The sequence below is a fragment of the Clostridium sp. AM25-23AC genome (assembly GCF_003435125.1).
Classification (GTDB): Bacteria; Bacillota; Clostridia; order Lachnospirales; family Lachnospiraceae; genus Pilosibacter; species Pilosibacter fragilis.
Map to the genome: position 1 here is coordinate 20,756 of NZ_QWGI01000012.1, position 22,048 is coordinate 42,803.

Consider the following 22,048-nt stretch of genomic DNA (forward strand, 5'->3'; position numbering starts at 1 on the left):
GGGGAGGATATTATGGCAAAAGTTTTAATCACAGAAAAGATCAATCCGATCGGAATTGAAGTTATTAAAAACGCAGGCCACGAGGTGATCCAGATGGAGACACTCGAAGAGTCTGAGTTAAAGGAAAAGATCAAGGATGTTGACGCGGCACTTGTCAGAATTCTGCCGATCACGCGAGAGATCCTGGGAGGTGCAAAGAATTTAAAGATCCTCAGCAAACATGGTGTCGGTGTGGACAATTTTGACATCGAGGCAGCCAAAGAACTTGGAATTGCCTTGACGACAACTCCGGATGCCAATGGAAGATCTGTTGCAGAGCATACATTCGCGCTGATGATGAGCCTTGCGAAGAATATAGTTCCAGTATCAGAAGAGTACAAGAGAATCGGATTTGCGGCGAAGAACTATAAAGAGGGCGTGGAAGTTACCGGAAAGACGCTCGGAATTATTGGATGTGGAAAGATCGGAAGAAGAATGGCAAAGATGGCCCACAATGGTTTTGATATGCGTGTCCTTGTTTATGATCCATATATCACAGAAGTTCCGGAAGGATGCGAACTTGTATCAGAGAAAGAACGTGTTCTCTCTGAGTCTGATTTTATCAGCCTTCACTGCTATCTTTCCGATGAAACTTTCCACTTCATTGGAAAGAAAGAATTTGCTCTCATGAAGCCGACCGCATATCTGATCAACTGTGCCCGTGGGCCGGTTGTGGATGAACCGGCGCTGATCGACGCACTTCTCAACGAGAAACTTGCGGGAGCAGGACTTGATGTGACAGAGGCAGAGCCGCTTGATCCGGAAAGCCCGTTATTTAAGCTTCCGAATGTTATTGTAACGCCCCATTACGCGCCGACTACGAGAGAAGCGGCGACTGCGGTATCCAGAATTGCGGGAGAAAACATTGTGAATTTCCTCCGCGATGGTTCTTGTGTCGGTCGGATCGTATAATTCCTTTCTAAAATATTCATTGAAAAGAGATCTCCATGGCAGATTGCACCAATTTGCCAAGAGATCTCTTTTTGCTGCCATGCATCCGTAAGAAGCTGCCAGCGGCAGGTCCTGCAGGTGCGGCAGACGTTTCCCGAACCTTTGGATGAAACCATTCGGGGTTGTTTTTCGAGTGGGAATGAGATAAGATAGTGTTAAAAGAATTCAGGAAAGAAGTGGAAGAACTATGTATGATGAGTTAACAAAAAATGATATAAAGAAGATGGAAGAGGAGATCGAATACCGGAAACTTGTGGTCCGGAAAGAGGCGATCGAGGCGGTAAAAGAGGCGAGAGCCCAGGGCGACTTAAGTGAAAATTTTGAATATTATGCAGCGAAGAAGGACAAGAACAAGAATGAGAGCCGGATCCGGTATCTGGAGAGAATGATCCGGACGGCGAAGGTGGTCTCTGATGAGTCAAAAGACGATGAGGTCGGTCTCTACAACACGGTGGACGTGTATTTTGAGGATGACGATGAGACGGAGACCTATAAGATCGTTACGACGATCCGCGGAAATTCCTTAAAGGGACTGATCAGTTCTGAGTCCCCGCTCGGAAGGGCACTTCTGGGGCATAAGGTCGGTGACCGGGTACATGTGCAGGTGAATGACAGAGCGGGATATGATGTGATCATCAAGCGTCTGGAGAAGACCGTGGATGACGGAAGCGATGCGATCCGGAGTTTTTAAAGAAGACAGAGAGAGGTTGAGCATGAAGGATTTTAAAGTGGCGGGGTTTCCGCTGCCATTGTATGTCCTCATTCTGGCACTGACGGCGGCATGTATGTTTACGGGATGCGTCCCGAAGAGTCTGGTCCCGGCGTTTTTAGTGTTGATGGTATTCGGTGAGGGCTTAAATGCGATTGGAAATAACGTACCGGTGGTGAAGACGTATCTCGGAGGATCTGTGATCTGTATTCTCGGTTCTGCGATCCTCACGGCAGGCGGACTGATTCCCGAGCAGACGATTGAGACGCTCGATTATTTTGTCAATGACAGTGGCTTCCTGATCTTTTATATCGCGGCGCTGATCTGCGGCAGTCTCTTTAATATCGACCGGAATCTTCTGCTCAGGGCTACCGTGAAGCTTCTGCCGGTGGCGGTGATCTCTCTTTCTATGGGAATTCTGCTTTCGGGAATTATGGGGATCATCCTTGGGGAAGGTTTCTGGGGCGGGATCCTCTATATCGGAGTGCCTATGACCAGCGGCGGAATGACAGCGGGTACAGTTCCTCTTTCTGCCATGTACTCCCAGGCGCTCGGCGTGGAAGCGGCGGATGTGCTGACAAAGATGGCACCGGCCACAGTGCTTGGAAACTGTGTAGCGATCATTTTTGGCGGTCTTATGAACAACTTCGGGAAAAAACACCCGGAGACGACCGGAAACGGTGTATTGGTGAATGATGGAAAAACGGTGAAAAAAACACCGCCATTGAAGCCGACATTTGCGTCTTTATGCACCGGGATGATCATTGCGTTTGCCTTTTATCAGCTTGGCGCGATCTTACACAGGTTTGTTCCTGTGATTCCGACGTATGCGTGGATGATCATTGCAGTCGTGCTTGTAAAGGGAACCGGCATCATGTCCGAAGAGCTGGAGGATGCGGCAAGAGAGTGGGGGCAGTTTGCTATTAAGAGCTGGACGGCGGCGGCACTTGCGGGGATCGGTTTTACGCTGATCGATCTGAATACAATTTTAAAAACTCTGACACCGTTATATCTGATCACGGTGGTACTCATCGTGGGGATCATTACGTTTACGGCGTCAGTTCTTGGAAAGCTGGTTGGCTTTTTCCCACTGGAATCCGCCATCGCAGCGGGGATGTGTACAACAAATATGGGCGGTTCCGGCAATGTGGCTGTTTTGAGCAGTGCGCATAGAATGGAGCTTCTGCCATTTGCGCAGATCGTTACAAGATCCTGCGGAGCGCTGATGCTGACGATTGGAGGAATATTAGTGCAGATGGTGGGGTAGGACCTGGATTCTGTATTGTGAGCAGCAGGCTTTTGCACCTGCTGCGCTTGTTTTAGTAGAGTATGGGATTTTTGCCCGTAACTGTGAGGCACTGAACAGTTACATCATGCATTAAAAACGGGGGAGTGGCAAAGATGGAAATATATCAGCTTCGATATTTTGCATATGCGGCGAAATATGAAAATATCACGATGGCGGCGCAGGAATTGAATGTATCCCAGCCTTCCATCAGTAAAGCGATCCAATCACTGGAGCGCGAATTAAAAACAGAACTGCTCCGGAAAAACGGAAGATCCTGTGTGCTTACCCATGATGGGTATTTATTGCAGGAAAGGGTGGTTCCTTTGCTTGAGGAAATAGAACGGCTTCCGTTAGAATTCCGTAATAGACAGAAGAAGAAAATGATCCGTTTGAATGTTCTGACCGCAGGACAGCTTGTGCCGGAATTAATTCGCGAATTTCGGGAGGAAAATCCGGATGTATTTTTTCGAGTATTAGATCGCAGAGAGGCAACCCAATGGGATGTCTGTATTCGAAGTACACTGCCGCAGTATGTGTTCAGTAATGCGGTAAAGTTGATGGAAGAGCCATTGTGTCTTGCATTTCATAAAGATTCGTGGCTGAAAAATCTGGAAAAAGTCAAGTTATCGGATATCAGGAATGAAAAATTTGTTATGCTGAGAGGCGGAGGAAGTATCCGGACGATTTCAGATGCAATATTCGAAAAAGAAGGGATCATTCCGGATATTGCATTTGAATGTGATACCGTTGATATTTTGCGACGTATGGTACAGGAGGGGTTAGGGATTACTATCTGGCCAAGGTATTCCTGGAGAGATCACCTGAGAAGCGAGAGAGATTTTGAAAATGTCTGTTATCGGCCGATCGATAACAACGAATTCAAACGATCCCTGTATCTGATCCTGCAGAAAGATCTGAAAATGACAGAAGAATTGGAGAAATTCTGCAAATACACGGAAAAATATTTTGATAGTATCAAAGAAGAATAAATAAAACTGTGACAAATTCATTCGAAATGAGAATGTAAGTCATTCGTGAATAATATTTGAACAATATATATAATTATTATATAATTGACCTATAAAAGAAAGCGCACCTTTTTAAGAATCAGCCATATGCATCTATGGTGAAGGTCTGAGAGACCTTCTTAAAAAGGAGCGCTTTTGTCGTGTTTATATCATTTTTGTTACCAGTAGTTATTGATCACAAATGGAGGATGAAGCATGTATCAGGTATCAGAGCGGGTAAAAAAACAGTTTGAATATACAATGAGTATTCCGTGTGTAAAGGAAGCTATGAAATTTATACAGGAAGATGAGAGGAATACGATTGAAGAGCAGAAAGAACTGGTTCTCATAGAGGCTCCGACGGGGGAGGAAGAAAAACGCGCAGCGGTCATGATGGAAAAATTTAAAGCTCTTGGTCTTGAAAATGTTCACATTGACCGCGGTGGAAATGTTGTTGGCCTTCGAAGAGGAAGCGGCAAAGGACCGAAGGTATTGATCGAGGGTCATCTGGATACAGTCTTTCCATTTGGAACGGTACATGGTGTAGAGGAGAGAGACGGATTCCTCTACGCACCGGGAATCGGTGATGATACAAGAGCACTGGCAATGCTGTTGGGACTTTTAAGAGCATTGAATCAGAACGAGATCAAGACATTCGGAGACATTGTATTTGTGGCAACTACCCGCGAGGAAGGTATGGGTGGCCTTGGCGGAATGAAAGATTTCCTGAATGATAATGACGACATTGATATTTCACTCACAATTGATAACAATGACATGAGCGCACTGATCTTCGAGGCGACAAGCGGAGAAACCTACGAGGTCAACTTTTATGGTATCGGCGGTCATGCGTTTGGATCGTTTGGCGAGATGGCACAGCCGATCCATGCAGCAGCCAGAGCAGTTGCGAAGATCGCAGATTTTACAGTTCCATCAGATCCGAAGACAAGCTTCTGTGTCTCAAATTTCCACGGTGGAACTGCGGCTGGAGTGCATGCGATCGCATCGCAGGCAACCATCAAATTTAATTTCAGATCAAATTCACCGGAGGAGCTTGCAAAGCTTCGCACAAAAATCTTTGATGCGATCGAAGAAGCATGCCGGGAAGAAACAGAAAAATGGGGAAAAGATGAGATCACCTGGGATAAAAACCTGATCAGTCAGGTTCCGGGCGGAACTCAGGATTCCCATACACCACTGGTAGAATCCGCGTGGCTTGGTTTGAAGTCTCTGGATATTGAACCGGTATTCCATAAAGGCGGCTGCACAAATGCGAACGTAGCGGTTTCGAAAGGAATTCCATCGATCTGTCTTGGACGCGCGTTTGCACCGGATGAAAATAGAAAAAATATAATGAATCATAGTGTTCATGAAAAGTTTCCGATCACCGACTCATATAAGGCAGTTCAGCAGGCATTTATGGTATTGATGATGGCAGCAGGAATCGACGGGGAGACTAATTCTGTTGTGGAGGGAAAATAGATTATGAAGAAAATGACACTGATCGCTACAGGAGATGCGTTTATCACAAGAAGATTTCCGGAAGGCGGTTATGAAGGATTTGAGCAGGTCAGAGACGTGATCAGTCAGTATGATGTGAAATTTTCGAATCTGGAGATGACATTCCACAATGAGGAAGGATATCCGGCAGCATTTTCCGGAGGAACCTGGGCAATGGCAGATCCAAGAACCCTTGATGATATGAGATCGTTTGGTTTTAATCTGTTTAATACGGCAAATAATCATTCCTGCGACTACAGTCATGGAGGCGTTCTTGCGACCATCCGGAATCTTGAAGAGAGGGACATGATCTTTGCCGGAACAGGAAAAAATCTTTCCGAGGCATCAAAACCATGCTATCTGGAGACGAAAAACGGACGTGTCGCAATGATTGCGGTCTCTTCAAGCTTCCATGAGTCAGGAATGGCTGGTGGACAGAGCGCGGAATTGATCGGAAGACCGGGATTAAATCCTCTTCGTTATGAAACGATTTACCATGTCACGGAAGAGAATTATAAGAAAGCAGAAGAACTGGCGGCGCTTACAAAGATCAACGCAACGATGGAGCGGTCTGTAAAAAACGGATATCAGAATCCGTCGGCTTCCGGAACACTGCCCTTTGGAACATACAAATTTGTTCTGGATGAAAAAAACTGGATCGAGAGCGTTCCGTTTCCGGCTGATATGGAACGTGTCGAGAAGGAGATCATTGAGGCAAAAAAACAGGCAGATATCGTTCTTGTAAGCTTTCATGGTCATGAGACAGATGGGGAAGACACAACGGTTCCATCCATGTTCCTTGAGACATTTTCAAGAAGATGTGTGGATGCAGGAGCTGATGCGGTAATCGGACACGGACCGCATGAACTTCGTGGAATTGAGATCTATCACGGAGCGCCTATCTTCTACAGTCTGGGAAATTTCCTCTTTGAGACAGAAACTGTGGAAAAGCAGCCTTACGATGCATACATAAATAAAAAAATGCCGCTGGATACCAAGGTTGGTGCTTATATGGATGCCCGTAGTAAAAATGGCACGGCCGGATACGGAGTGCTTCCGGAGATCTGGTTATCCGTGATGGCGGGCTGGACCATGGAAGATGGACATTTAACAGAAATCAAACTGTATCCGATTTCTCTTGGAATGACGGAAAAAAGACCCCAAAAAGGAGTTCCGGTGTTGACCGGTGATGAGAAGGTACTGGCATACCTGGCAGAGCTTTCAAAACCTTACGGAACTGAGATGGAAATTAAAGACGGTGTAGGAACGATCAGACTTTAAAGAAGATAGAAGGTGAGCGGATATGGAAGAGAGAAAGCGTAAAATTCTGAGCGAAATTGATCGGGACAGGGAAGAACTTGAATAAATCGATCAGAATCGATATAATGAATATGAAGACAGCGCGCCTGTGTGAGAATCAGATCATCAGGCGCGCGCAGCGTAAAGGAGAGGAGTACCCATGAACAAAATCACAAATGCGTCAAGATTTCTTTTTGAGGAACTTGTATCCAGAATACAGGAACGTTCCAACGCAGTGGGAATCGCGGTTGCGATCGTTGACCGAAATGGAAAGACTCAGTATGAAAAGTTTTTTGGATACCGGGATCAGGAGAGAAAACTGCCGATCGATGAGGATACGATCTTCGGATTAGCGTCCGTCACGAAATCCTTTGTGGCTTTATCGATCATGCAGCTGGTCGAAGCCGGAAAAGTAGATCTGGATGATCCGGTGAGCAAATATATTCCGGAATTTACAAACCGTAATCAGAAACCGATAAAGGTATGGCACTTTTTATGTCACACAGCGGGCTTTTATCCGATGCACCGCACGATCATCAATGAGATCGCGCAGAAGGCAGGACTGGATGAAAATGAGACAGGGGATTTTGCGTTCTATGAGAAGATCGCATTGGAAGGAACAAAGGCAGTCGCTGAGCTGCTGGATGCCCAGACAAAGGAAAACGGCGGTCTGATCGGAGATCCGGGAAACTACATGAGCTATTGCAATGATGGCTTTGGACTTTTGTCAGAGATCGTGCGTCGTGTCGGCGGGGAGAACAGCTTTGCGGAATATGTGAAAAAACATATTCTTGAGCCTCTTCATATGGAGCGGAGCAGCGGAGAGTATGTAAGACCGGCAGCGGATACGAATGCGGCAGTTCTCTACAAAATGCAAAAAGGTGTCATGACCTCCGGCAGAGATTACCATGACAATGCATTTTCCCTCGGAGGAGCCGGTTCCCTGAAATCTACACTTGCCGACATGAAAAAATACATCTGCATGTATCTGAATTACGGAAAGGGGATCGATGGAACAAGGATCCTCTCCCAGGAGGGTGTCCGGACGATGTGCCGCCCAAGAATCGATTATCGCCCGGATAGCCATTATTGCTTTGGCCTTGCGCAGAAGAAGCTGGATGACCTGACGGTTATGGAGCATGGCGGAAGCCTGCCGGGAGTTTCGTCGAATTTATCCTGGTCGTATGATGCCGGAGTGGGTGTTATAGTACTGTGCAACACGTCGGGCGTGCCGGTTAGCACGATCGCGGATGCAGCAATGCGGATGTATCATGGAAGAAATCCGATCGAGGACCGATTTGTTTATCAGGAGACGGAGTGGAATGCGGAAAAGAGAAAGGCAATGTGCGGCACCTTCCGGTCTGATGAAGATAACAATATCACGATCTTTGAGAAAGATGGAAATCTGGCAGTCAAAGAGGGAGAGACGCTTCTTCGATTTGTGCCGGTGCAGGAATTTTTAGGGATTGTGCGCAACCCGGATAAGGATGGCTACGTGAGATTCTTCGAAAATGAGAATGGTGAGATCTTTGCAATCGGATACGGTGGAAGAATGCTGCCGAGAGTGAAAGACTGATTGGAGCAAAGTTTGAGCATGAAAAAATGCCGGATGATCGGTTTTCCCGATCATCCGGCATTTCATGATTCTGGTAAGAATATGTCAGCTTCGCTGACCAGAATCATGCGTAAAGTCTCACGGACGTTTCGACTTGAATTTAACCGCCATACGGAATCCATGCAGTGCGTTTTATATGACGATCAATTAGTGGATAAAGCCTTCAGCCCACTTTTTAAAGTTTGCGAAGTCCTCTTCGTTCGGATGGGAGAGACCTTCCTGGTACGTATCGCGAAGAAGCTTTCCCTTTGCGTCCTCCGGGTCCTTTTCGAGCATTGCGGCAAATTTATCTGCGACTGCCGGCTGCATTTTCCCCTGGCAGACGAAGCCTGTAAGAACGGTGTTGTTTACGGGAATATTTGCCTCTGCCTGTTTTAAGATCGAGTGGATGTAATCAGGAGCTGCATATCCGGCTGTGCCGAAAAGAGCGATCTTTGTATTCTGAAGGTTCTTTAAGAAAACACGCGTCCTGTCATCGCAGCTTCCTTTATCGGTCCAGAAGCCGGCGAAGATAAGGTCCGCTCCAAGATCCGGGGAGTAATGGGACGTATCACCGAAATAAACACAGTGCTCATGCGGAAGGATATCATGGAGACGATCTGCAAGTGCTGCGGTATTTCCGGTCTTACTGGAATAAACGATTGCATATTTCATGGGCATTTCCTCCACTTACTGTAATGATGCGGCAATTGCGTCTGCAAGTGCGTCAAGCTCAGCCTCCTGATTGTCTTTCAGGGCAGATTTAATGGTCACATCTGACTCGAGCACATGGATATTTTTCATTGTACCGAGGATTTCCCCCATCTGCTTTGAGGTGGTTGCCGCCCAGGTTCCGTTCTGGATCAGGGCAGCGGTACGGTTTGTAAGACCGTGGGCTGCAAGCTGGTGGAGCAGTGTGTCCATATTGCAGAAGATACCGCCATTGTAGGTGATGGATGCAAAGACAATCGCGGAGGTACGGAACGCGTCTGCAATGATGTAGGACGGATGGGTCTTGGAAACGTCAAAGACGGAAATATGGCGGATGCCGCGGTCGGCAAGCTTTCCGGCAAGGATATCGGCAGCTTTTTCCGTATGACCGTAAACAGATCCGTAGGCGATCGTTACAGATTTCTCTTCCGGCGTATAGGAGCTCCATTTGAGGTATTTATCGATGAGCCATGGGAGATCTTCTCTCCAGATCACGCTGTGGAGCGGGCAGATCATCCGGATCTCGAGCCCGGCAGCCTTCTTTAAGAGACCCTGTACGGACATGCCGAATTTTCCAACGATATTTGTATAATAACGTCTCGCCTCAGAGAGCCAGGCAACCTTATCGTCGATCTCGTCAGCAAAGATATTTCCGTCGACAGCGCCGAAGGAACCGAAGGCATCAGCGGAGAACAGGATCTTTTCTGTCTTTTCATAGGTAACCATGACCTCCGGCCAGTGCACCATCGGGGCCATCACGAAGGTAAGCTCATGGGAGCCGAGAGAGATGGTATCTCCCTCTTTTACCAGAATCGCGCGGCTGTCCACATCAAAATCAAAGAACTGTTTCATCATTCCCACAGCCTTTGCGGTGCATACGATCTTTGCCTCCGGGTAAACGGCGATCACATCGGCGATGGACGCACAGTGGTCCGGCTCCATGTGGTTTACGATCAGATAGTCCAGAGTGCGGCCCTTTAAGGCAGCGGTCACATTTTCGAGAAAATCATGGGTGAAGGACGCGTCCACGGTATCGAAGAGTGCTGTCTTCTCGTCAAGAAGAACGTAAGAGTTATAGGACATTCCTGTAGGAACCGGATAAACATTTTCAAAGAGAGCGATGCGGCGGTCATTGATGCCGACCCAGAAAAGGGAATCTGTAAGCTTTCTTATGTTATTCATGTTAGAAACCTCCTGATATTAATATTGCTGTGGCGTTTTCCGAATCTGCCAGAACGAGAACGGTGAAATACCGGAAAGGTACTGGCTTCTGAAAGAGTCACAAAAGGTCAAAAAATAAAATCATCTGGACCTATATATTCCTATTGTCGGCAAATTTTAACAATATAAAAGTAAATCCAGACAAGACAGAAATATTGACGCAGATATACTATCATTTTAAATGGAAAGTCTTTGGAAAGCAAGTAAAACCATCCGGTAAAATCTTAAAAAATTATTAAATACCAGTTGACAAGTTGGGTATGAAGTCATATAATTCATTTGAAATTGATATTCGTTATCAATACAATTATTCCCATAAATGGTTTGGTGAGAGGTGATGGAAATGCTTACAGATGTAATTGTTTTGTTGCTGGTTGCCATGGCCGTGATCGGTGTGATAAAGAGCATCCGGAAACAGAAGAAGAGCGGTTCCTGCGGAGGTTGCTGCGGTTCCTGCTCCGGGTGCAGCGGATGCGGCAGTGTCCATTACGATACAGCTCCGAAAGCTCACAAGATCTGAGTGGATGGGCGTGTAAAGAGGAGGAAACATGATGCCAATGACATTTTTACGTGCCGGTGAGACCGGTATGATCCAGCGTGTCGGCGGAGCGGAGGACACAAAGAGATTCCTCGCGAATCTTGGCTTCGTGGACGGAGCGGCAGTGACAGTGATCTCTGAACTCAACGGAAACCTGATCGTAAACATCAAGGATTCCAGAGTCGCGATCAACAAGGAGATGGCAAAGCACGTTATGGTGCAGTAGCTGTGAAAAAAGACGGTAACTGTTCAGCAGTTTGCCTTATCCCGCAGGGAAGTGCAGACTGGGAAGAATGAGGCAGTTATGGATGATGAAAGTTCAAGTGGGAGATTTCCCACTTTGCTTTTTCCCCAACGGTTAGCATGCACTAATTAGCAGCGGTTAATCGAAAGCTTTTGGGAAAATTTTACAAAAGACAGGGGAATGGATCCGGACCGCAGGAGCGATCCACAGGGATAGAAAGGAGAAGACATGACATTACGTGAAGTTCCGGTACATACAACGGTTAAAGTTGTGAAGATCAACGGAGAGGGCGCATTCCGCCGCAGAATCATGGATATGGGCATTACCAAAAACAGCGAGATCTACGTTCGTAAAGTGGCACCGCTCGGTGATCCGGTCGAGATCACGGTCCGTGGATATGAACTGTCGTTGAGAAGAGACGATGCGGAAAGTGTCGAAGTCGTTACAGTCTGATGACGGATAAATGTTTTGCCTGATGTGTATGCAAAGCATTGGCAAAACCTGGTTGCTGTCCGCCCGGAATGTGGACAGCAGCAACACAAGTGCAGGAAAATAGGAGGATGAAAAATGGCTATCAAAATCGCATTAGCCGGAAACCCGAACTGTGGTAAGACGACCATGTTCAATGCCCTCACAGGCGCGAATCAGTACGTCGGAAACTGGCCGGGTGTAACTGTAGAGAAAAAAGAAGGTAAATTAAAATCTGCCAAGAGCGGTGAAGAGATCATCATCACAGACCTTCCGGGTGTTTACTCCCTTTCCCCGTACACACTGGAGGAAGTCGTAAGCCGTGATTACCTCGTTCACGAGAAACCGCAGGCGATCATCAATCTGGTAGACGCAACAAACATTGAGAGAAACTTATATTTGACGACTCAGATCCTCGAGATCGGCATTCCGGTCGTTATCGCGTTAAACATGGCTGATCTGCTTGCAAAGAGCGGGGATAAGATCGATGTGAAGAAGCTTTCCGAGATTTTCGGCTGTGAAGTTGTTGAGACTTCCGCATTAAAGGGCACAGGTCTTAAGGAGGTTGTCGAGAAGGCAATCGAGGCAGCGAAGAAGAATGAGTGGAAGAATCCGGCCGGAATCTTCTCCGGAAGCGTAGAAAACGCGATTGAGAAGGTTGAGGAGGCTGTCGGTGACGCTGTGGATGCAGACCAGAAGAGATGGTTCGCGATCAAGCTTCTTGAGAAGGACAGCAAGGTCATCGAGCAGTTACATCTTCCGGCATCCGCTATGGCAGCGGTCAACACGGAGGTGACCCGTCTTGAGAAAGAGCAGGACGACGATACAGAGAGTATCATCACAGACGAGCGTTATACATACATCGGAAGCGTGATCGACAAGGCCGTTAAGAAATCCGGCAAGAAGCTCTCCACATCCGATAAGATCGATAAGATCGTTACAAACCGTATTTTAGGTATCCCGATCTTCGCGGCAGTGATGTGGTTCGTTTACTACATCTGTGTAAGCACACTCGGAACCATGGGTACAGACTGGGCGAATGACACATTCGGCGGCGGCATTCAGGAATGGGCAGGCGCGGCACTCGCGGCAGCAGGCGCAAGCGACTTCATCCAGAGCCTTGTTGTGGATGGTATCCTCGGCGGACTCTTCGCTGTATTCGGATTCCTCCCGCAGATGGCACTCTTATTCTTAATGCTTTCCATCCTTGAGGACTGCGGATACATGGTACGTATCGCATTCGTCATGGACCGTGTGTTCCGTCACTTCGGACTTTCCGGTAAGAGCTTCATTCCGCTCCTGATCGCATCCGGCTGCGGTATCCCGGGTATCATGGCTTCCAAGACCATCGAAAATGATAACGACAGACGTCTTACCATTATGACAGCCACATTTATTCCGTGCGGCGCGAAGCTTCCTGTTATCGCTCTGTTAGGCGGCATCATGGTCGGCTGGACATCCGGAGATTATTCCGATGCAGGAAATACAGCATTCTTAATGTACGCGTTAGGTATCGTTTGCGTCCTTGTCGCAGCGATCATGTTAAAGAAGACAAAGCCGTTCTCCGGCGAGGCAGCTCCGTTCGTTATGGAGTTACCGGCATACCACATCCCGTCTGCCAAGACCGTTCTCATGCACACCTGGGAGCGTCTGTGGGGCTTCATTAAGAAAGCCGGAACAATCCTGTTCCTTGCCTGCGTGATCATGTGGATCCTCTCCACCTTCGGTTTCGAGAATGGCGCGTTCGGTATGGTAGAAGATACAGAAAACTGCTTCATGGCGATCCTCGGAAGCGCTCTTGCATGGATCTTCGCTCCTCTCGGATGGGGCAAATGGCAGTGCGTTGCAGCGGCGATCTCCGGATTCTCCGCAAAAGAGGGTATCGTTTCCACAATGGGTGTCCTTGCAAATGTCAGCGAGGATCTCTCTGAGGAGACAGATGTTGTTGCAGCTGCGATCAGAGACTGGTTCCCGACAATGGCGGCAGCCTTCTCCTTCCTTGTATTCAACCTGTTAAACTCCCCGTGTCTGGCGGCTATTTCCACAATGGCCCAGCAGATGCAGTCCAGAAAGTGGTTCTGGTTCGCGATCATTTTCCAGAACGTATTCGCTTACTGCGTAGCACTGATGTTCTATCAGTTCGGTCTTCTTATGGAAGGCGGTTCCTTCGGAATCGGCACAGCAGCAGCTGTTGTTGTTCTTCTCGGATTCCTCTATATGCTGTTCCGTCCGGATCCATATAAGAACCAGAAGAAGGCATCCCGCCGTTCTGTAGCAGCTTAATTTTGGCAGTATCACTTCATTATTCCATAGAAACTCTATAAAAGATCCAGGTCAGAGGCGGACGTTGCTTCGTGGCCTGGATCTTTTCAGTTGGAAACCGCATAGCTTATAGAAGGAAGATTGCGAGAGCCGCGCCGGGGTCCGGACGGCCTTCGCGGATCAAAGGAGACAAAAACGATGGAAAATATCGGAAATATTATTCTTGGGATCATGATCCCGTTTGCGGGGACGACACTTGGAGCTGCGTGCGTATATTTTATGAAGAAGGGAATCCGTCAGAATGTGGAAAAAGGTCTTCTGGGCTTTGCGTCCGGTGTCATGGTGGCGGCATCCGTGTGGTCACTTCTGATCCCGTCCATGAATCTTTCCGCGGATCTGGGACGTCTGGCGTTTCTGCCTGCGGTGACCGGATTCTTCTGCGGCATCCTGTTCCTGCTGTTCCTTGACGGGCATGTGCCTCATCTTCACATCGGGTGCGATGAACCGGAAGGTCCGTCCTGCACGTTAAAAAAAAATACGATGCTTGTCCTTGCGGTGACCCTTCATAATATTCCGGAAGGAATGGCGGTTGGTGTCATGTTCGCGGGCCTTCTTACGGCAAACAGCGGGATCACGTTAGCCGGTGCGTTTGCCCTGTCCGTCGGGATCGCGATCCAGAACTTCCCGGAGGGGGCGATCATTTCCCTGCCGCTCAAGGGTGAGGGGATGAGCAGCAACCGTGCATTTCTATATGGAACACTTTCAGGCGTTGTAGAGCCAGTGGCAGCAATTCTCACCGTTTTGATGTACAGGATCCTCGCTCCGGTCCTGCCGTATCTTCTCGCCTTCGCTGCAGGTGCCATGATGTATGTGGTCGTGGAGGAGCTGATCCCGGAGACCGCGGAGGGAGAGCACTCGAATATCGGAACCATCGGGTTTGCGGTCGGGTTTGCATTGATGATGATGCTTGATGTGGCACTTGGGTGATACAATATGGACGATTGAGCGTCATAGATAAATATGATAGGGAAGCGGTGATGCCCGCCTGCCCGCTGTCCGGTGGAAAAAAGACAGAAAAACAAAAAGGAAAGTGGATATCCAGAGTCCATGATGTGACTCTGGGATATCCACTTTTTATTTCCGACAATCAGATTTTTCAACACGGATCAGTCAAATTGTCAAAATTACATCTATTATCGGGAATGTTTGCTTAATTAGAATCTCTTCCAGGTACCCCGATAGAAAAGCAGCAGCAGCGGGAAGAGCTCCAGACGTCCGGCAAGCATATCAAAGGTCAGAACCAGCTTGGAGAAGTTGGAGAAGAGCCCGAAGTTCTGGGCCGGGCCTACAAGTTCCAATCCCGGTCCGATGTTGTTTAAGGTCGCCGCGACGGCGGTAAAGTTTGTCACAAGATCGAAGTTGTCGATGCCGATGAGCAGCACGGAAATAGCGAAGATCAGGATGTATGCCGCCATGAAGACATTTACGGAGCGGAGGACCACATGATCCACCGCGCGTCCCTCAAAATGGATCTTGCGGACCTGATTCGGATGGAGACTCTGGGAGAGCTCCTTTGTCAGGGACCGGAATAACAGCACGACACGGGACACCTTAATGCCGCCGCCGGTACTTCCCGCGCAGGCACCGATAAACATTAAGAGCACCAGGATCGTTTTCGGGATCGTTGGCCAGAGGTTAAAATCCACGGTGGCGAATCCGGTGGTCGTGATGATGGAAGCAACCTGAAACGCGACATGGTGGAACGCGAGGAACAGGCTGTCGAAGAAATCCCGGACAAAAAACGTGATGACGAGGATCGATGTGGCAATGATCCCGAGGTACCATCGCGCCTCCTCGCAGCGCAGTGCTTCCTTCGGCTTTTTCATATAGAAGAGGAAGTACACGTTAAAGTTGATGCCAAAGAGGATCATAAACACGGTAACTACGCCCTGAAGGTAGGTGGAATAGCTTCCGAAGCTGTCGTTCTTGATGCCGAAGCCTCCGGTTCCCGCGGTACCGAAAACGGTACACAGGGAATCAAACACCGGCATCCGTCCCACAAGCAGGAGAATAAACTCCAGAACCGTGAGGAAGAGATAGAGCCCATAGAGGATCTTTGCGGTGGACTGCACCTTCGGGACCAGCTTTGTGACAGAGGGGCCCGGGCTCTCTGCCTTCATGAGGTTCATATGATAGCCGCTTCCGGTAAGCGGAAGCAGGCAGAGAAGGAACACGAGAACTCCCATACCACCGATCCAGTGTGTAAAGCTCCTCCAGAACAGGATGCCGTGCTGAAGCGGTTCCACGGCGGGAAGAATACTGGCACCGGTCGTCGTAAATCCAGACACAGTCTCAAACAGGGCATCCACCGGATTTGTGATGGATCCGCTTAAGAGGAACGGGATGGAACCCATGATACTCATGACGATCCAGCTTAAGGCAACCGTCACGGAACCTTCCCTTGCGTAGAATACCTTGTTTTTCGGCTGCTTGCGGATAAGGATCACACCTGGGATCAGGCAGAGGACGATCGTGATGAAGAATGCCAGTGCGCAGCTTTCATGGTAAATCAGGGAGACTGCCAGGGATGGCACAAGAAGCGCCGCCTCCACGTCCAGAATCCAGCCGATAATATAAAAGATCATCGAATAATTCATGGAATCGCTCCTTTATGATTTTAAGATATCCCGGATATCACCGAGACCGCGGTTTGTGGTCACGAGAATCACGGTATCCCCGACCTTGATTATATTCTGACCACGGGGGGTGAGGATCTGACCGTTGCGGTTGATGCAGCAGATCAGAAGGTTGTCCTTTAAGTTTAAGTCCATAAGCGGCACATTCGTGACAGCGGAATCCTCTTTGATGGAGAATTCCAGTGCTTCGGCACGGCCATCCAGGATCTTATACAGCGTTTCCACGTTGCAGCCGATGGTGTTCTGGCGGGCACGGACGTACTGTAGGATATAATCTGCCGTCAGGTACTTCGGGTAGATGATGCTGTCGATACCGAAGCTGTCGATCACGTCATCGAAGGCGATCTTGTTGACCTTTGCGATGAGCTTTGCATTGGAGTGGAGCTTTCCGTAGAGGGCGAGGAAGATATTCTCCTCGTCAAGTCCGGTGAGGGCCACAAGGGAATCAGCGTAGGTCAGGCCTTCTTCCAGAAGAAGATCCCGATCACTTCCGTCCCCGTTTATGATATCAGCACCGGGAATCACCTCGCTTAAGTAATCGCAGCGCTCTTTCCGCTGCTCGATGATCCGGACGCGGAACCCGATCTTTAAGAGGTCCTGGGCCAGATAGTGGGCGATGGTGCCGCCGCCGATGATCAGGGAATTTTTTACGGATTTTGAGCGGAGACCGATCTTTTCAAAAAACTGAGCCGTATTTTCAAGAGATCCCACGATAGAGAGGATATCCGTATCCTGAAGGACAAAGCTTCCGTTCGGGATCACGACCTCGGATCCGCGCTCAACGGCACAGATCAGGACATCGCATTTTAACTGCCGCATGATATCCATGACAGTTTTTCCGCCGAACCCGATCTCCGGCTTTAAGCGGAAGCGGAGAAGCTCGACACGTCCCTTTGCGAAGGTGTCGATCTTGATGGCGGACGGGAATTTTAAGAGCTTTAAGATCTCTCTGGCCGCCGTCAGCTCCGGGTTGATGATCATGGAGAGTCCGAGCTTTTCCTGAATGAAGCGGATCTCCTTATTATAGAGCGGGTTTCTTACGCGGGCGATGGTGTCACAGTGTCCGGTCTTCTTCGCCATCAGGCAGCAGAGGAGGTTTAATTCGTCCTCGCCGGTGACAGCGATAAAGAGGTCCGCATTTTCCACTCCGGCTTCCTGCTGGATATTGAAGCTGGCGCCGTTTCCAACGATTCCCAGGGCGTCAAACTGGTTGGAAAGATGTTCCACTTTCTGCGGATTCATATCGACCATAACGAGATCGTGGCCCTCGGCGCTTAAGCGCTCTGCAAGGCTCACGCCGACCTTTCCGCAGCCGACAATGATGATCTTCATATGTTTTGTTTACCGGTCCTTTCAGTTAATTAGGCGTTACAGTACACGGGCACTCTATGCCCGCGCACTGTAACAGGATTTTGCCGATGCTTCGCATTCCGAATCGGCAAAATCCGCGGCCATAACGGTATCATACGGAATTTTCAGTTCAGAAAATTCCTACCCATGAAAAGTAACAATTAGGCTTCCCATCGTCCGGAAGCGCCGCACGGAAGTACGAGCCCGGAACCCGTAACGGGAAGTCCGATCTCCTCCGATCTCACGGTTCCGCCGAACTGCGGGACAACCGCTGTTCCGAGCATGTAAGTCAGCACGGCCGGAGCGAGACCGGTTGTGTAGGAGTTGATCAGGTAGAATAACGGCTTGTCGGAGAGGAGCTTTGCACACAGCTTTACGAGCGGGTAGATCGCGTCCTCGATCTTCCAGATCTCGCCCTTCGGGCCTCTTCCATAGGAAGGCGGATCCATGATGATCGCGTCGTAGTGGTTTCCACGGCGGATCTCACGTTCTACGAATTTTACGCAGTCATCCACGATCCAGCGGATCGGCGCGTCCTCAAGGCCGCTGGATTTCGCGTTTTCCTTTGCCCAGGCGACCATGCCCTTGGAGGCGTCAACATGGGTCACGGAAGCTCCGGCTTTCGCGGCTGCCAGTGTTGCTCCTCCGGTGTAGGCGAAGAGGTTTAAGACTTTGACCGGGCGTCCCGCGTTTTTGATCTTTTCGCCAAACCAGTCCCAGTTTGCCGCCTGTTCCGGGAAAAGACCGGTATGCTTAAAGCTGAAGGGCTTTAACTGGAAGGTCAGGCCTTTGTAGTTGATGCTCCACTGCTCCGGGAGACTGAAGAATTCCCACTCGCCGCCGCCTTTTGAGCTTCTGTGGTAGTGGCCGTTCATCTTTCTCCACTGTGGTGCCTTTTTATCGGTATCCCAGATGACCTGGGGATCCGGACGGACCAGAATATATTTTCCCCAACGTTCCAGCTTTTCACCGCCGGAACAGTCGATGACTTCATAGTCCTTCCATCCATCTGCTATCCACATAATTGTATTCCATCTCTTTCTTTAGACTTTTTTGCGTAAAAACGGATCAGGGGCATAAAATGCCTATGATATACCAGTATAATAGATTCGGGGGATACTGTCAAATAGGAGTGGGGATGGAATGCGGGATGTTGGCGGAAATATGGGGAACATGAACGGAAAATGTGTCTTTCTGTGGCGGGAATGCGGCAGAACTGTGGTGGGGACTTAAGAGAATTGACAGGTATTTTCTGTTGAATAATCAGGGAGTTACTGGTAAAATAAAATCAGATGTATTGCGAAATGAAAAATACGGCCGGAAGGCAGAAATCCCATCGGCGAAGCTGATCCGGAATGGATGTTGGCGATAGTTATGCGCCTTTTGGGGTACAGGAAGGAGACGGAGCGAGTGAAGAAAAAAGGGTTAAGAATACTGGCAGCAGCGGCGGTCCTGACTTTCGGATGTCTGACGATGAACGCCTACGCAGCGGAAGGCTGGGCGCTTTCCAATAATATATGGACGTATCTTGATAAAAACGGAAACCGCGTGACGAATGAGTGGAAAAAGGGCGCGGACAACCTCTGGAGATATTTGAACAGCAGCGGCGAGATGGCGGTCAACAGCTGGGCAGACAATGATTACTATGTGGATTCCAACGGAATCATGGTGTCAAATAAATGGATGCAGCTGGCTTCCCCGTACAGCAGGGATAATGGGACGACATACTGGTTCTATTTCAGTTCCAGCGGAAAAGTCACGAAGGACAGCTGGAAGAAGATCGACGGAAAGAGTTATCTCTTTGATTCCGACGGAATTATGCAGACCGGATGGTCCGAGGATGGGGATTACTATTTAAGCTCCAGCGGCGCTATGGTCACCGGCTGGAAGTATCTGGAGCCGAAGGATGAGGATAAGGATCTCTACGGACCGGAGAGCGACGACGGAAAATACTGGTTCTACTTCTCTGCGAGCGGAAAGAAGAACAGCCCGTCGACGAGCAGTAACGGCGGCGATTATAAGGTGATGAAGATCGATGGCAAATATTACTGCTTCGACGAGGACGGACGGATGCAGACCGGATGGGTGTATTTAGAAGGTGACCCGGAGAATGCAAGTAAGGACACGATCGAGAACTGGAGATATTTTGCGGAGAGTGGGATCCAGAACGCGACTCTCGGTGCGTCGATCACCGGATGGCTCTCCTTAAATCCGCCGGAACAGCTCCAGGACAATGTGGATGAGCCGGTTGTCTGGTACTATTTCGAGAAAGATGGAACACCGAAGACAGGTCCGGAGGACGGAAAAGCGTCCACAAGTGACTTTGTCAAGATCAACGGAAAGACATATCTCTTTGACCAGAAGGGAAATCCGGTGAAGGGATTAAAGAAGATACAGATCGGATCGACAGGAGAGTACACCTCCTATTACTTTGATGCATCCTCCAGAATTTCCGTAAAGGGAAAGATGACAGTGGAGGAAGGCGATGGAAATAAGACGACCTTCTACTTTAATGAGGGAACCTACGCGGGACGTGGTGTCAGCGGTGTGAAGAATGGCTATCTCTATTATATGGGTAAGCTTCAGGAAGCGGACAGCTCCAGCCGTTACGCATTGATCAGTATCCCGAACGGCAGCAGTGGATATCAGACTTACGTCGTAAACTCCTCCGGACGTATCTCAAAGAATACGACGGTGAAGGACCGCGACGGAAACAAGTTTAAGGTAAATTCCAGCGGAATTTTGACTCAGATCAACGATGAGACGGCGAGCACGAAGGAAGAATACGGTGAGCCGACAGAACCGGTATTTGAGAATGATTGATGTGGATTCAGGATAAAAGATAAAGGATTTTTTGAAGGATCAGGGGCAGAGATGTTCCTGGTCTTTTCCGTTAGCTGCCATGTATCCAGGAAACTTCCGGCAGCAGGATCTGCAGCAGAGAACTTTTACATATGATGGTTAAATAAAAAGAGGATTCCGACTGCAAATACAGGCAGTCAGAAATCCTCAGTTTTTTAGTGCTTTAAACTTCCTCGCCGTTGATCAGCACATGCTTGATCACGCCTGTCACATCAAACGGACAGCCGTCGACGATGACAACATCGGCGTCTTTTCCTTCTTCCAAAGAACCGACACGGTCAGCGATGCCAATGTGCTCGGCCGGATTGATGGTTACGGCGCGGAGTGCGTCATACTCGTCCATACCGGCTTTGATGGCGAGACCTGCGCAGAGCGGCAGGTAGTGGAGCGGGGTTACCGGCGCGTCTGTGATGATGGAGACATGACATCCGGCTTTCGCGAGAATGCCAGGTGTCTCCCAGGTCTTATTCTGGAGCTCAAATTTGGAGGCATGTCCGAAGGTCGGACCTACCGCGAGCGGGAGATTTTCCTTCGCGAGTTCATCCACGATCATATGGCCCTCTGTCACATGCTCCAGAGTCAGGCCGACACCGAATTCTTTCGCGATACGGATCGCAGTGAAGATATCGTTTGCCTGATGGGCATGGGCTTTTAACGGGATCTCATGGTTTAATACCGGGATCAGAGCTTCGGACTTCTGGTCGTAAGCCGGAAGCTTGGAAGCGTCATCACCGGCCGCCTCGATCTTTGCCTTGTAAACCTTCGCTTTATTTAAAGCCTCGCGGATCTTTGCGGCATTTGTCATACGGCTGGAGATTCCCTGTTTCTGGTAGCAGCGTTTCGGGTTTTCACCGAAAGCGCATTTCATAGCGATCGGGAATTTTACGATCATATTGTCAACACGGGTTCCAACCGGTTTGATAGCAGCGAAGGTTCCGCCAATGGAGTTGGAGCTGCCTGGACCGGTTGCGAAGCAGGTAACACCGGCTTTCGCGGCCATCTTCATACACGGGTCAAACGGGTTGATTCCGTCGATCGCCTGTACCTGTGGAGTTACCGGGTCATTCAGTTCGTTGTAGTCATGCCCCTCGTAGCCGATCCCGTAGCCGTCAAGACCGATATGGCAGTGGGCCTCAACAAATCCCGGATAAACATGGAGTCCGGTAGCGTCAATAACCTCAGCGCCGTCAGCAGAGAGACCTTTTCCGATCTTTACGATCTTTCCGCCGTCGATCAGGATGTCAGCGATAAAAGTTTCCTTTGATACCGCTGTGTGAAGTGTTCCGTTCTTGATACAAATCATTGGAAT

19 protein-coding genes are annotated in these 22,048 nt (G+C 49.0%); 13 read left to right on the forward strand and 6 right to left on the reverse strand.

Features of this window, described 5'->3' with window-relative positions; all coding sequences use genetic code 11:
- The first annotated feature begins 12 nt into the window (after positions 1 to 12).
- The 7 genes from DW677_RS08780 to DW677_RS08810 all read left to right on the forward strand — a co-directional run bounded on the left by DW677_RS08780 (position 13) and on the right by DW677_RS08810 (position 8,369).
- On the forward strand, positions 13 to 951 hold the full coding sequence (locus DW677_RS08780) for a hydroxyacid dehydrogenase (RefSeq protein WP_117470111.1): 939 nt from the start codon (positions 13 to 15) through the stop codon (positions 949 to 951).
- A gap of 226 nt (positions 952 to 1,177) precedes the next feature.
- The gene (greA, locus tag DW677_RS08785; protein ID WP_015552730.1) at positions 1,178 to 1,681 is read left to right on the forward strand and encodes a transcription elongation factor GreA; all 504 of its coding nucleotides are present in this window, start codon (positions 1,178 to 1,180) and stop codon (positions 1,679 to 1,681) included.
- A 22-nt stretch (positions 1,682 to 1,703) separates the two neighbouring features.
- On the forward strand, positions 1,704 to 2,966 hold the full coding sequence (locus DW677_RS08790; RefSeq protein ID WP_117472248.1) for a 2-hydroxycarboxylate transporter family protein: 1,263 nt from the start codon (positions 1,704 to 1,706) through the stop codon (positions 2,964 to 2,966).
- 134 nt (positions 2,967 to 3,100) lie between these two features.
- Entirely contained in the window at positions 3,101 to 3,976 is an 876-nt protein-coding gene (locus tag DW677_RS08795; RefSeq protein ID WP_117472206.1) for a LysR family transcriptional regulator, read from the forward strand.
- A gap of 234 nt (positions 3,977 to 4,210) precedes the next feature.
- Positions 4,211 to 5,476 (forward strand): M20/M25/M40 family metallo-hydrolase, encoded by a 1,266-nt coding sequence (locus tag DW677_RS08800; protein WP_117472207.1) that lies wholly within the window; start codon positions 4,211 to 4,213, stop codon positions 5,474 to 5,476.
- Positions 5,477 to 5,479: 3 nt separating this feature from the next.
- Positions 5,480 to 6,775, forward strand: a complete 1,296-nt coding sequence (locus DW677_RS08805; RefSeq protein WP_117472209.1) for a CapA family protein — start codon at positions 5,480 to 5,482, stop codon at positions 6,773 to 6,775.
- Between the two features lie 178 nt (positions 6,776 to 6,953).
- Positions 6,954 to 8,369, forward strand: a complete 1,416-nt coding sequence (locus DW677_RS08810) for a serine hydrolase domain-containing protein (RefSeq protein ID WP_117566983.1) — start codon at positions 6,954 to 6,956, stop codon at positions 8,367 to 8,369.
- Positions 8,370 to 8,555: 186 nt separating this feature from the next.
- Here the strand turns inward: DW677_RS08810 and bilS are convergent, their stop codons facing one another.
- On the reverse strand, positions 8,556 to 9,062 hold the full coding sequence (bilS, locus tag DW677_RS08815) for a flavodoxin family protein BilS (protein ID WP_158553017.1): 507 nt from the start codon (positions 9,060 to 9,062) through the stop codon (positions 8,556 to 8,558).
- A gap of 15 nt (positions 9,063 to 9,077) precedes the next feature.
- Positions 9,078 to 10,280: an FprA family A-type flavoprotein gene (locus tag DW677_RS08820; protein ID WP_117470099.1), complete on the reverse strand. Its 1,203-nt coding sequence runs from the start codon at positions 10,278 to 10,280 to the stop codon at positions 9,078 to 9,080.
- Between the two features lie 382 nt (positions 10,281 to 10,662).
- On the opposite strand from DW677_RS08820, the gene DW677_RS08825 reads away from it, so the two are divergent.
- The 5 genes from DW677_RS08825 to DW677_RS08845 all read left to right on the forward strand — a co-directional run bounded on the left by DW677_RS08825 (position 10,663) and on the right by DW677_RS08845 (position 14,818).
- Entirely contained in the window at positions 10,663 to 10,839 is a 177-nt protein-coding gene (locus DW677_RS08825; RefSeq protein WP_242990569.1) for a FeoB-associated Cys-rich membrane protein, read from the forward strand.
- A 28-nt stretch (positions 10,840 to 10,867) separates the two neighbouring features.
- Entirely contained in the window at positions 10,868 to 11,083 is a 216-nt protein-coding gene (locus DW677_RS08830) for a FeoA family protein (RefSeq protein ID WP_117470097.1), read from the forward strand.
- 246 nt (positions 11,084 to 11,329) lie between these two features.
- Entirely contained in the window at positions 11,330 to 11,554 is a 225-nt protein-coding gene (locus DW677_RS08835) for a ferrous iron transport protein A (protein WP_015552719.1), read from the forward strand.
- Between the two features lie 114 nt (positions 11,555 to 11,668).
- On the forward strand, positions 11,669 to 13,852 hold the full coding sequence (gene feoB, locus DW677_RS08840; RefSeq protein ID WP_117472213.1) for a ferrous iron transport protein B: 2,184 nt from the start codon (positions 11,669 to 11,671) through the stop codon (positions 13,850 to 13,852).
- Between the two features lie 177 nt (positions 13,853 to 14,029).
- The gene (locus DW677_RS08845) at positions 14,030 to 14,818 is read left to right on the forward strand and encodes a ZIP family metal transporter (RefSeq protein ID WP_117470095.1); all 789 of its coding nucleotides are present in this window, start codon (positions 14,030 to 14,032) and stop codon (positions 14,816 to 14,818) included.
- Between the two features lie 227 nt (positions 14,819 to 15,045).
- Here DW677_RS08845 and DW677_RS08850 read toward each other — a convergent pair whose 3' ends face one another.
- The 3 genes from DW677_RS08850 to DW677_RS08860 all read right to left on the reverse strand — a co-directional run bounded on the left by DW677_RS08850 (position 15,046) and on the right by DW677_RS08860 (position 18,899).
- Positions 15,046 to 16,488 carry a TrkH family potassium uptake protein gene (locus DW677_RS08850; RefSeq protein ID WP_117472215.1) on the reverse strand — a complete coding sequence of 481 codons (1,443 nt, stop codon included), beginning with the start codon at positions 16,486 to 16,488 and terminating at the stop codon, positions 15,046 to 15,048.
- A 12-nt stretch (positions 16,489 to 16,500) separates the two neighbouring features.
- The gene (gene trkA, locus DW677_RS08855) at positions 16,501 to 17,859 is read right to left on the reverse strand and encodes a Trk system potassium transporter TrkA (protein ID WP_117472217.1); all 1,359 of its coding nucleotides are present in this window, start codon (positions 17,857 to 17,859) and stop codon (positions 16,501 to 16,503) included.
- A 179-nt stretch (positions 17,860 to 18,038) separates the two neighbouring features.
- Positions 18,039 to 18,899, reverse strand: coding sequence for a class I SAM-dependent methyltransferase (locus tag DW677_RS08860; RefSeq protein ID WP_117472219.1), 861 nt, complete (start codon positions 18,897 to 18,899; stop codon positions 18,039 to 18,041).
- Between the two features lie 388 nt (positions 18,900 to 19,287).
- Between DW677_RS08860 and DW677_RS08865 the strand changes: the two genes are divergently transcribed.
- Complete coding sequence (locus DW677_RS08865) at positions 19,288 to 20,700, forward strand: cell wall-binding protein (protein WP_117472221.1); 1,413 nt, start codon at positions 19,288 to 19,290, stop codon at positions 20,698 to 20,700.
- Between the two features lie 202 nt (positions 20,701 to 20,902).
- Here the strand turns inward: DW677_RS08865 and DW677_RS08870 are convergent, their stop codons facing one another.
- Complete coding sequence (locus DW677_RS08870; protein WP_117472224.1) at positions 20,903 to 22,042, reverse strand: amidohydrolase; 1,140 nt, start codon at positions 22,040 to 22,042, stop codon at positions 20,903 to 20,905.
- Positions 22,043 to 22,048: the final 6 nt, after the last annotated feature.